The 11,620-nt window shown below is 59.4% G+C and carries 6 protein-coding genes; 3 read left to right on the top strand and 3 right to left on the bottom strand.

Translation table 11 applies throughout. The annotated features are described in order from the left end of the window. Positions 1-235 precede the first annotated feature (235 nt). Entirely contained in the window at positions 236-1,912 is a 1,677-nt protein-coding gene (locus M9Q49_RS30090; protein ID WP_254513005.1) for a CRTAC1 family protein, read from the bottom strand. Positions 1,913-2,138: 226 nt separating this feature from the next. On the opposite strand from M9Q49_RS30090, the gene M9Q49_RS30085 reads away from it, so the two are divergent. Both M9Q49_RS30085 and M9Q49_RS30080 read left to right on the top strand, forming a co-directional pair. Further along, positions 2,139-5,285 carry an efflux RND transporter permease subunit gene (locus M9Q49_RS30085; RefSeq protein WP_254513004.1) on the top strand — a complete coding sequence of 1,049 codons (3,147 nt, stop codon included), beginning with the start codon at positions 2,139-2,141 and terminating at the stop codon, positions 5,283-5,285. Positions 5,286-5,369: 84 nt separating this feature from the next. Beyond that, positions 5,370-6,761 (top strand): efflux RND transporter periplasmic adaptor subunit, encoded by a 1,392-nt coding sequence (locus M9Q49_RS30080; RefSeq protein WP_254513003.1) that lies wholly within the window; start codon positions 5,370-5,372, stop codon positions 6,759-6,761. Here M9Q49_RS30080 and M9Q49_RS30075 read toward each other — a convergent pair. Both M9Q49_RS30075 and M9Q49_RS30070 read right to left on the bottom strand, forming a co-directional pair. Beyond that, positions 6,739-8,019, bottom strand: a complete 1,281-nt coding sequence (locus tag M9Q49_RS30075; protein WP_254513002.1) for an MFS transporter — start codon at positions 8,017-8,019, stop codon at positions 6,739-6,741. The two genes, M9Q49_RS30080 and M9Q49_RS30075, sit on opposite strands and share 23 nt — an antisense overlap. 209 nt (positions 8,020-8,228) lie before the next feature. Next, positions 8,229-8,717 (bottom strand): hypothetical protein, encoded by a 489-nt coding sequence (locus M9Q49_RS30070; protein ID WP_254513001.1) that lies wholly within the window; start codon positions 8,715-8,717, stop codon positions 8,229-8,231. A gap of 188 nt (positions 8,718-8,905) precedes the next feature. Between M9Q49_RS30070 and M9Q49_RS30065 the strand changes: the two genes are divergently transcribed. After that, entirely contained in the window at positions 8,906-11,293 is a 2,388-nt protein-coding gene (locus M9Q49_RS30065) for a glucuronate isomerase (RefSeq protein WP_254513000.1), read from the top strand. The last annotated feature ends 327 nt before the right edge of the window (positions 11,294-11,620 follow it).

The following is an 11,620-nucleotide window of genomic DNA, read 5'->3' as shown; positions in this document are numbered from 1 at the left end:
TACTCCGTATTCGGTGGTGGCGGTCGAAAGCCGAGGCTCGCTGGAATCAGCGCCAGCGATATTCCAGCAAGTTCGGCGAGTTGATTTCGCAGCGGCTTGTGATCCGCCGCGATGCACTCACGCTTCCATGTCCGAACTTCCACGCCCACTCGCCGAAGCCGGAATTTCGCGGAGCTCATTCCTCGGTGCGCGGCTGTTTGACGTCAACCCATCGAATACGGAGTATTCGACGACGTTAGAGGGCGATTCTTTGATTCGCAGCGACGTCTTTCTTCTCCACGCGGCCTTGGCAGTGGGGCAGGGTGACTTCGATGTCGACTTTGTCGGTCTGGCCGAGGCCGAAGTGGACGGCGGCTTCTCCGCCCGAGGCGTAGCCGCGGCCGACGCTGATTTCTTGCACGCCGAGCAGGGCGTTGGCCTGGCCGAGTTTGCCGGCGGGATAGATGCGCACGACCGCGCCGATTCCTTGGCGATTTACTTTGCCTTGGCCGGTGACCGTCACGTCGAGCCACTTGCCGCCGGCAGTTTCGTTCTGCAAAAGAAGAGAGCGCAAACCGGTCCACCAGTTGGGCAGGAACATATCGATGTCGCCATCACGGTCGAAGTCGCAGCAGGGGCCCGGCGCGGAATAGACGATCTTCTTGTCGGCTTCCATCTTGGCGAAGAATTTTCCTGAGCTGGTGATCGCTTTGTCTTCTTCCGTCGGAAAATCATTGGCAGCGAGCGCATCGCAAGTGAACTGCGGCAGGCCGTCCTTCACGCCGTTGTTTTTGAAGATGAACGGGTACGGCCGACCTTCGGCGAACTTCACAATGCTCGTATAAATCTCCGGCCAGCCGTCGTTGTCGAAGTCTTGAATCTCCACGTGCGGGCTCTTCAGCGGCAGCGGCACCAGGCCGACCTGGCTGCTCACGTCTTCAAATTTCGGCAGGCCATCTTTCACGCCGCGATTCAGGTACAGCCGCACGCCCACGTCGTTCCGCCAGGGCGAGCTGAAGTGCGAGCCGTGCACGATATCGATCAAGCCATCACGATTCACATCGCCAAAAGTCACCCCGCAGGTCGTGTCGTCGCCGTCCTTATAATTCGTCCACAGGAAATCGCCGTTCTCCTTCGGCAACTCGGTAAACTTGTGATCTTTGCCGCCGAGAAACAATCGATTGCCATGATGCCGACCGCTGACGAACACATCGGGCAAACCATCGCCATTCACATCTCCGGCAGCGACACCAAAGCCGGTGTTCTCTTCCGGCAGGCCTGCTTCTTTCGTCACGTCGGTGAATTTTAGATTGCCGTCGTTGCGATAGAGCCGGGTTCGACTTTTGCCGCCTTGAAAGAAACATTCGCCGACGAGCAGATCGAGCAAACCATCGCCGTTGTAATCGAGCGCGCACGCGCTGCGGCAAGCCATTCCTTCCGGGCACGCGCCACAGTCCTGCGAGATGTTGGTGAACTTGCCGTTCTCATCGTTGCGAAAGAGAGCGTTGGGAGTGAGGAAGTGCGCAGTCTCGGGCTTGCCACTTTTGATGGCGTGATTGGTCGCATACAAATCGAGATCGCCGTCGTTGTCGAAGTCGACAAAGATCGCGCCGTTGGCCCGGCCGGTGATCTGCAACGACGATTGCTCGTCCTTTACAAACTTGCCGTTCTTATTCAAGAAGAGCTGATTGCTCTTGCTCTTGTAGGGCAGGCCGCCGAACGTGCCGACGTACAAATCGGGCCAGCCGTCGCCGTTCACATCGCCCCAACCGCAGCCATGCCCGGCGATCTCGGCCACGGCAGGAAAGAGCCCCGCTTCGTCGCCCGCATCTTTGAATTTGAAGACCGACGCCGGCTCGGCAGCAGAGGCCAGCGAAGTGATGAGAACAACCGCGCTGAGCAAAATAGCACGGCGAGCAAAGGCCAGAACCATACAGCACCTCGGGAGAGACTTTCGTTTGAAGCGCGAATCGGCGGGACCGTCACGATAATGGCCCCCCGCGACTGGTTCAAGCTTCCTGCCGCGGGTTGCGACTTTCAGGCCGGATTTCAGCATTAATCTCGCTGTCCGCAGGATTCCCTGTAAGAACGCCGCGGGCAACCGGTAGGTCCTCGTAGTTTTCATCGCTACGAAGCGTTTACTGCCGAGGACCGACACCATGTGGATCGTACAACTTGCCCTCAAGCGGCCTTATACCTTCGTCGTGATGGCTCTGCTGATTGTCGTGCTCGGTACGACCGCGATTCGGCAGATGCGAACGGATATTTTTCCGGAGATCGACATTCCGGTCGTCACGGTGATCTGGACCTACAAAGGGATGGAAACGGCGGAGGTCGAGCGGCGGATTACGACCTACAGCGAGTACGCGATTAGCTCAAATGTGAACGACATCAAGCGGATGGAATCGCAAACGCTCAACGGCGTGGGGGTGATCAAGATTTACTTTCACCCCGGTGTGAACATCGGCGTGGCCATGTCGCAGGTCACGTCGACCACGCAAGCGATTCGGGCTGTGATGCCGCCCGGCATTCAGCCGCCGATCATTGTGCGCTACAACGCCTCGAGCGTGCCGATTCTGCAGATCGGTTTGAGCAGCGACACGATGTCGGAAGAAGAGGTGTACGACTACGGTCTGTATATTCTTCGCACGCAACTCTCGACCGTGCAGGGCCTGACCATGCCGACGCCCTCGGGTGGTCGCGAACGGCAAGTGATGGTCGATATCGATCCACAGCTGCTGCAAGCCAAGGGAATCTCGCCGAAAGAGGTCGCCGACGCGATCAGTTCCTACAACCTCGCCTACCCAACCGGTGTGGCCCGCATCGATACGCACGAATATCCTGTGACGCTCAACAACACGCCTCTCACACCAGCGGCGTTCAACGACATTCCGCTGAAGCAAGTCAACGGCGCGACGGTGTTTCTCCGCGACGTGGCTCAAGTGCGCGACGGCAGCAATTCGCAAACCACGGTCGTGCGCCGCAACGGCAGCCGCGGCGCACTCGTCACGCTGTTGAAGAACGGCAACGCCTCGACGCTCGACATCGTGCATCAAGTGAAGGCGATGATGCCGGATATTCAAGCCGCAGCGCCGAAGAGTCTGAAAGTGGAACTCCTCTTCGATCAATCGCTGTTCGTCACGGCGGCCATCGAAGGTGTGGTGATCGAAAGCATCATCGCTGGTTTGCTCACAGCGACGATGATTCTGGTGTTCCTCGGCAGCTGGCGGAGCACGCTGATCGTGGCCGTTTCGATTCCGCTGGCGATTCTCTCGTCGATCGTGATGCTCTTTCTGCTTGGACACTCGTTGAACGTGATGACGCTTGGCGGCCTGGCTCTGGCGGTCGGCATTCTGGTCGATGATGCGACGGTGGAGATCGAAAACATTCACCGCAATCTGGGGCTCGGCAAACCACTCCGTCAGGCGATTCTCGACGGTGCTATGCAAATCGCCGGGCCGACATTTGTGTCCACGCTGACCATCAGCATCGTGTTTGTCTCGGTGCTGTTCCTCGAAGGGCCGCCGAAGTATCTCTTCACGCCGCTCGCGTTGGCTGTGGCGTTTGCGATGCTCGCATCGTACCTGCTGTCGCGGACAATCGTGCCGACGATGGTCGATTATTTGCTGCCAGCCGAACTGCAGCATGGCCATGGCGGTGGAACGGGCCTGTTCGCTCGTTTTCATGCGGCTTTTGAACGGCAATTCGAAAAATTCCGCGACGCCTATGTCGCGCTGCTCAACTGGAACTTGCAGCATCGCGTGGCGGTGTTTGTGATCTTCGGCCTGGTGACGATCAGCGGCTTCATCGCCCTGCCGTGGGTCGGCCGCGACTTCTTTCCGACGGTCGATACCGGTCAATTCCGCCTGCACGTGCGAGCTCCGGCTGGCACCCGCGTGGAACAAACCGAACGCTACTTCAGCGAAGTGGAAGCGGCCATTCGCGAGATCATTCCGAAGCATGAAGTCGAACTCGTCCTCGATAACATCGGCCTGCCGAATCGCACCTACGCGATGGCCTTCGGCGACAGCGCCACAACCGGCATGGCCGACGGTGAGATCCTTGTCTCGCTGGCTCATCATCGCGGCAAGTCGACACCGGCTTATATCGCTGACCTGCGACGCGAACTGCCGGGACGTTTTCCGCAGCTGGTCTTCTTCTTTCAACCGGCGGATATCGTCAGCCAGATTTTGAACTTTGGTTTGCCGGCCCCGATCGATATTCAAATCGCGGGTATGAACCGCAAAGAAAACTACGCCCTGGCCAACGAAATTACGCAACGCATTCGCAGCATTCACGGCGTGCAAGATGTGCATCAGCATCAAGTGATGAACGTGCCGAAGCTGCATGTCGAAGTCGATCAGACTCGCGCTCGCGAACTCGGTCTCACACAGCAAGACGTCGCCAATAGCTTGCTGGTTTCGCTCTCCGGGAGCGGCCAGGTGCAACCGAATTACTGGGTCGATCCCGCCCTCGGCATTTCTTATCTCGTCGAAACGCGTACGCCGACGTACAAGCTCGACACGGTCGATTCGATCTCTGGTTTGCCGCTCACTTCACCGCAACAAGGCGGCGTGCAATTGCTGTCGAACGTTGCTCAAGTGCAGCGCAGCGTGACGCCGGAAATCGCCAATCACACGAACGTGCAGCCGGTGTTCGATGTCTACGCCAACGTGCAAGGTCGCGACCTCGGCAGCGTGGCGACTGAGATCAACCAGATCCTCGACGAATTCCGCGGCAAGCTCGCTCCTGGCAACACCATCACCATGCGTGGCCAGGTCGAGAGCATGGAGTCGGCATTCTTCCGGCTTGGCCTTGGTCTCGTCTTTGCCGCTGTGCTCGTCTACTTACTGATGGTGGTGAATTTCCAGAGCTGGCTCGATCCGTTCATCATCATCACGGCGTTGCCGGGTGCGTTTGTCGGCATCGTGTGGGCGCTGCTCCTGTGGCAGACAACGTTCAGTGTGCCTGCCCTGATGGGCGCCATCATGTCGATCGGCGTGGCTTCGGCGAACAGCATTCTGCTGGTCACCTTTGCCAACGAACAACGGACCGAAGGGAAGAATGCTTTCGAAGCCGCGCTCGAAGCTGGCCGCACGCGGATGCGTCCCGTGCTGATGACCGCGCTCGCCATGATCATCGGCATGTTGCCCATGTCGCTGGGCCTGGGTGAAGGTGGCGAACAAAACGCGCCGCTCGGCCGGGCCGTGATCGGCGGGCTGTTTGTGGCCACGCTCACGACGTTGCTGTTCGTGCCCGTGGTTTACAGCCTGCTGCGAACTCGGCAGCCCGTCGCGGCCGAGTGAACCGAAAAAATCTGTAAGAAACCTTTCCGCCGCCGGTAAATCACCACATGTAAGCGTCTGAACCCCCGCTCGAGGAATCGTCCCATGCCTGACACACTCATTACTCCCGCGATTACTTCCCCACACTCGCGGACCCGTTCACAGGTCATTCGGGTGATCTCGGATGAACCCTCAACCGGTTGGTCGTGGCGGTCTTTCGCTTGGCCGGCCGTTGTGCTCGGCGTGGCGGTTCCCGCGCTGGCGGCTTTCAAACCGTGGGAAGGCCTCTCGCACGAAGCTCCCACGCATCAAACCGAATTTGCTCTAGCGCGGTTCGTTACGCTCGCTCAACCGCAGGCGATGACGGCGGGAAGTGTGGTGCTCCCCGCGACGATTCGTCCCTGGCAATCGACCGATCTGAATGCTCGTGTCAGCGGTTATCTCAAAGCCTGGCACGCCGATCTGGGCGACAACGTGAAGGCCGGCCAATTGCTGGCCGAAATCGAAACGCCGGAACTCGATCAAGAAGTCGCCGAAGGGGAAGCTCAAGCAGCCGAAGCACTCGCCGCCGCCGTGCAAGCTCGCGCCGAACGGGCCGAAGCGCAAGCGGAGCTGAATGTTGCCATCGCCCAACTCGCTCGTGTCGATGCCGAAACAGAACTAGTGCGAACGCAATATGTTCGCCGCGAGAGCTTGCTCGCCAAGCATGCAGTATCGCAAGAAGAATTCGATTCCTTCCAAAAACAGTACGAAGCTCGCATCGCTGATGTGAAAGCTGCCCAAGCCGATGTCGCGCGGCGACGGACGAGCCTCGAAACCAAGGCTGCGATCATCACCGCTCGCGAAGCCACGGCCAACAGTCGCCAGGCCAATGTCGAGCGTCTGAAAGAGCTCCAAGGCTTTCAAAAGATCACCGCGCCCTTCGCCGGTCGAGTCACTCGCCGCGATGCCGAGGTCGGCATGCTCGTCTCCAGCAGCAGCAAGCCCCTCTTCACCATCGAAGATGTGAGCCGTGTTCGCGTGCAGATCAGCGTGCCGCAATCGCATGCGGCCCAGCTCGATGTGGGCGCAACGGCAACGATCACCGTTCCCGAATCGCGACAGCCAGCGATTTCCGCGCAGATCACTCGCATTTCTGGCGCGATCGAAGTCGCCAATCGTTCGATGCTCGCCGAAGTTGAGCTCGACAACGCCGCGACCCGTCTGCAGCCGGGGAGTTACGCTCAAGTGTTGCTCGCTACTTCCGCCAGCAGCGCCAACTGGACGATTCCGGCCAGCACGCTGCAGATGCGAGTCGAAGGGCCGCGGGTGGCGGTGATCGACGAACAAAACCGCGTCGAGATTCGCACGGTCACTCTCGGCCGCGACTTAGGCGACCGCGTGCAAGTCAACTCCGGCATTCATGGCGGCGAACGCCTGGTGGTGAATCCGACCGATGACCTCGCGAACGGTCACACCGTGACGACCGACAAACTCACGCAGGCCGATCAGCGTTAAGCAAGCCGCTCTCGCGTGTGTCCATCACTCGCAGAAAGAACACTGCGAGTGAAACGAGGGCGATTGCCGAGAGGAAAATAAAACCCGCGTTGAACCCAAACGCATCAACGAGAAATCCCGTCAGCAAGTTACTCGCCGCGGCCCCCAGTCCCACGGCAGTCGCGATCAGCCCCTGCAGGAAATTGAATCGACCCGTGCCGCGTGTGAGATCAGCCACCATCACCACCGCGGCTACGCCGAAGATGCCCGCACCAATGCCATCGAGAATTTGATTCGCAATCAGCAGCGCCGGATTATCGGTCAACGTGTACAGCAAGCCGCGAATCGGCAGCACCGAAAACCCGATCAAAAAAATCGCTCGCCGGCCCCAAGTATCGATGTGGTTGCCAGCAAAGATCGCCACCGGCACCATCACAAACTGTGCGACGATGATGCAGGCCGCCATCCAGATCGCCGCCGTCTCTTTGTAATTCACCGAGACCTTTTGCCCGACGAGCGGCAACATGGCTGCATTCGCAAAGTGAAACAGCACGACGGCCGTGGTGAACCACCAGATTCTGCTGTCGCTAAATAATTGACTCAGCGAGACCACTTCCGTTTCGCCATCTTCCGCATCGGCGCCACGGGCCAGGTTGTGATCGATGTCTTCCTCGCGAATGAACGTCGTCGCAATTGCGCTGGCCAGCGCCATCGCGGCAACACCATAAAAAACACCGCCGCTGCCGAACGCATAACTCAGTCCCGCCGCGAGTGCCGCAGCGCACACATTGCCGCCGTGATTGAAGCCTTCGTTGCGACCGACGCGCGTCGCCAGCCGTCTCCGTCCGACCAGTCCGAGGCTGATGGCCGCGATCGCCGGTGGAAAAACCGTCACTGCGACTCCCGCCAAAAACTGCGAACCAAAAATGACGCTCCGGAGCGGCAAGTAGTACATGACAACGCAGCACGTCGCGACCAGTACGGCAGCACCGACGATGGCCATCCGTTTCGCGCGGAGTCGATCGATCCACGCGCCGACAAACGTCTGACTCAAAATCGTGCCGAGCAGCATCGCTGCCATCGCCATGCCCGCTTCGCCCGACGTCCAGCCGCGCGTCGACGTCACATAAATAGCCAAAAACGGCCCCAGCCCATCGGCGACATCGGCCAGGAAAAACGTCAGGGCATCGAGAGCCCGTTCGCTCTGCGTCTTCGCGCGCGGAGCATCGGTAACGGTGGCCGCCAGGGCGGGGGTAGGTTCAAGCGTCGCGAGCGACATGGGCCAACATCCTGACTGCGTGGAAAGCGAAGTTCGCCGACCATTAGCAATCGGTGTTCCACGTTCGCCGCGAACGCCAATTCGTAATCCAAGCAGTAGTCAACCGACGTTTCTCGCTGATTCGCGATGGATAATACGTCGCTATCAAAGCTCGACCTTCGGCGAGCGCGATTGAATCTCGATCAACAAGGCACAAATCGGCCAGCCGATTAGCTGCTTGGATCACTGGCTTCCTGCCAGAGGGGAAATCCCTTTTCGTGCGACTCAACGCCGTTGAAGAAGGCGTCGAAAGCTGCGTCCATGTCGAAGTCATCGCACTCTGCCCACTGCAGCAGTTTGGGCTTGTGAACGCGAAATCGCCCGGAACTGGCCGGAGTGTAGGGCACGGCGATCACCGCCTGAGCCCCGGGAAAAGCATACGACCGCATCTCCAGAAGAATCGCATCCAGCTTTTCATCGCCGACGGTGATGCGGCCGTCGTAGGCGAGCACTCCATCTGCACTGCCGTGAGGATCTTCCTCGAGCCGTTGCTTGCCATGCTCCACGGCGGCAGCAAGGTCATCCATAGCCAGCCGTTCCAGGCTCCGTGAACCATCGACTGCGGCGAACCCCAGCATCGGGGTGAGACCATCCGAATCCGACACGCACCAGATGGCATGAGCCGCGATAAATCCAGCAAGTTCAGCCGCCGTGATCATTTGATTTCTACCCGTTAGGAGGTCGAAAGGCCCGAGCGATTGTACGGCCGCAGAGCCCCATAATCATCCCATTTCCTGCGACTTTTTCGTCATCCGCCCGCAAAGACTAACAATCGCCCGGGCCGTGTGGTATAGGTAGAACAATCCCTATTCTACCTATTCTCCTTGAGCTGCCGCCGAGTCTACGCATGTCGCTGGAATTACGCCGCCGGATTTTCGACCAACTCGATTCGCTGGTCATCATCGACCCGCACACGCACATCAATCCGCTCGACCCGGCTTCGCACACGCTCGCCGATATTCTTGGCTACCACTATTACACCGAGCTCGCTCACTCGGCTGGCCTGCCGCAAGAAACCATCGAAGACGCCACCCTCTCGCCCAAGGAAAAGGTGGGCTTGCTGATCGACAACCTGGGCGCGATCAGCAACACCATTCAGTGGAGCTGGTTCGTCGAGATGGCCCAAAAGCTCTTCGGCTTTCAAGGCGATTCGATCGACAGCAGCAACTGGGAACAGCTCTACGATGACGCCGAAGCCCAGATGAGCTACTCCGGTTGGGCCGACAAAGTGCTCGAAACCAGCAAGCTCTCGGCTGTCTTCCTGACGAACGAGTTCGACGATCCGCTCGAAGACTTCGACACCAAGAAGTACATCCCCTGCCTCCGCACCGACGACCTCGTCTTCAAGCTCTCGCAGTACAACGTTCGCGAGCGACTCGAGCGGATGTCGGGCATTCGCGCCACCACGCCCGAAGCGCTTCGCCAAGCCATCGGCACGCTGTTCGATCACTTCGTCAGCAAGGGTGCTCGCGCTTGTGCGATTTCGCTGCCGCCGGATTTCGCGCCGCAAAAGATCTCGGCCAATCGCGCCCTCTCCGCTCTCGAAGCCATCGAGCAATCGGGCGCCGAATGCCACGACACGCACAAGAAGGCCATCAGCAATTTCGTCTTCTGGACGCTCTGCGAATACTGCCAGGAGTTCGGCTTGCCGTTCGATCTGATGATCGGCGTCAATCGCAGCGTCTATCCCGCCGGTGTGCATCAAGGTCGCGACCTGTACGACAGCCGCGTGTCGCTGCATCAATACAAGGAAGCGTTCAATGCCTTCCCTACGGTCAAGTTCCCACTCTCAGTGCTCGCCAGCGTCACCAATCAAGAGCTGACGAGCTACGCCTGGATCTTCCCGAACGTCATCACCAGCGGTCACTGGTGGTACTCAAACACACCGACGTTCATCGAGCACGACCTGAGCGCTCGCCTCGAAGCCGTGCCGCGGACAAAGCAGATCGGCTACTACAGCGACGCCTACAAGCTGGAGTTCGCGCAGCCGAAGTTCGCCATGTACAAGCGCTGCTTGGCCAAGGTTCTCGCCGAAAAATTCGTGCAAGACCGCGGCTGGAGCGAAGAACAGGCCGTCGCCCTCGGCACCCAAGTGCTGCAAGGCAATACCGAAGCGATCTTCCCCGAAGTCCCGATCGATAAGGTGATGATGCGCCGCGAACAGGCTCAAGAATCATACGCAGCCGTGGCTGGCGGTTTCCCCGAAGAGCACGACACGTTCGATTCGGTCGCTGGGCCGAAGCTAGGCGAACTGCCGTCCGCTGGCGGCATTGGTTTGCCCATCGGCGGAGCTCTCGCAGCCGGCGCGCTCGGCGCTGCCGCCTCGCACCTCTCGCAGGGCAGCTTCGAACATCGCTACGAACCAGCCGCTGACTCGGACCTGGATGCAGTGGAGCTCGAAACACCTGCGCTCGACGCCGAACCCCTGTCGGCAGAGTCGCCGCTCTCCACGTTCGAAACGCCGTCGTTCGAAACGCCGTCGTTCGAAGAAGAGTCGTTCGAAGCGCAGCCGATGGAAGAGGAGTCTCTCGAAGCTCAACCGTTTGAAACGCAGCCATTTGAAACACAGCGTTACGAACATGTGGCAGCGAGCGACGATCATCTCGACCTCGACGGCGAACTGTCGCTCGATCCGGAATGGAAACACGACAGCGTGCCGATGGAACCATCGGGCTCGATGATCGGCATGCACACCGAGCCGCTGCTCGATAGCTTCGAAGACGAGTCGCTCCCCGCCGGCGAAATCATTGCCGACGGTGAAGAACTTCCAGCCGCTGAAATCATTGCTGACGAAGAGGAACTCCCGGCCGCTGAGATTGTCGAAGATGAAATCGTCGACGACGGCGAGATCGTGCTCGAAACTGTTGAACTCGAAACCGTCGAAGAAGCGCCGGCTGAAAGCGAATTCGAACTCGCGCTCGACGAACCACAGCCGACACAACCCAGCGAGTTCGCTACCAACGCCACCGTGCCGTTCGACCCAACTGCCTGGGCCGATGCCGAGCCGGCAGAAGCAGCTCCCGAAGCCGAAGAAGAGATCATCGAATCGGCTGAAATCATTCCGGACGAAGAGGCAGCCCCGGTAGAGCCTATCGCCGTCGCCGACGAGGACTTCGACGACATGCTGGAAGCCCTCGACCTCGAGCCGGAAAACCCGAGCGACCTCACTCCGCCAGCCACCGACGATCCACCGGAAGCCGAACCGGATGATCCCTTCAGCTTCTTGAAGAAGTAAATCGCGTCACGCTCGCCAACCAGGTAGCCCAACGCGTAAGCGGAAGGGCCACCGCGAGTTCAGCAATCCCTCGGCAACGTGCGACAGCACCAAATCGGTGACGCGCAATTGCGCGCACCTTCCTCACTGCGCACCCAGGAAGTTTCATCGCCAGGACGCAAATCCGCTGGGCCCCATCATGGGCACGCTCACTATCACGGCTCAGCCGCCCGTGCAGTTTGTCCAAATTGACTTGCTACCGGCACTTTTCCGGCACTCCTCACGGCTAAAGCTGTTTTCGGCCCGACTCGCGCAATTGGCATGCGACTCGCTTTAGCATGGCCCCGC

The sequence above is a fragment of the Anatilimnocola floriformis genome (assembly GCF_024256385.1).
Taxonomy (GTDB): Bacteria; Planctomycetota; Planctomycetia; order Pirellulales; family Pirellulaceae; genus Anatilimnocola; species Anatilimnocola floriformis.
Note: the sequence above shows the minus strand (reverse complement) of the source record. Positions and strands in the feature narration are given on the sequence as shown.

Bases quoted from the DNA above. Each gene is read 5' to 3' on its own strand.
- M9Q49_RS30090 (WP_254513005.1), bottom strand. From the start codon at position 1,912: ATGGTTCTGGCCTTTGCTCGCCGTGCTATTTTGCTCAGCGCGGTTGTT.
- M9Q49_RS30085 (WP_254513004.1), top strand. From the start codon at position 2,139: ATGTGGATCGTACAACTTGCCCTCAAGCGGCCTTATACCTTCGTCGTG.
- M9Q49_RS30080 (WP_254513003.1), top strand. From the start codon at position 5,370: ATGCCTGACACACTCATTACTCCCGCGATTACTTCCCCACACTCGCGG.
- M9Q49_RS30075 (WP_254513002.1), bottom strand. From the start codon at position 8,019: ATGTCGCTCGCGACGCTTGAACCTACCCCCGCCCTGGCGGCCACCGTT.
- M9Q49_RS30070 (WP_254513001.1), bottom strand. From the start codon at position 8,717: ATGATCACGGCGGCTGAACTTGCTGGATTTATCGCGGCTCATGCCATC.
- M9Q49_RS30065 (WP_254513000.1), top strand. From the start codon at position 8,906: ATGTCGCTGGAATTACGCCGCCGGATTTTCGACCAACTCGATTCGCTG.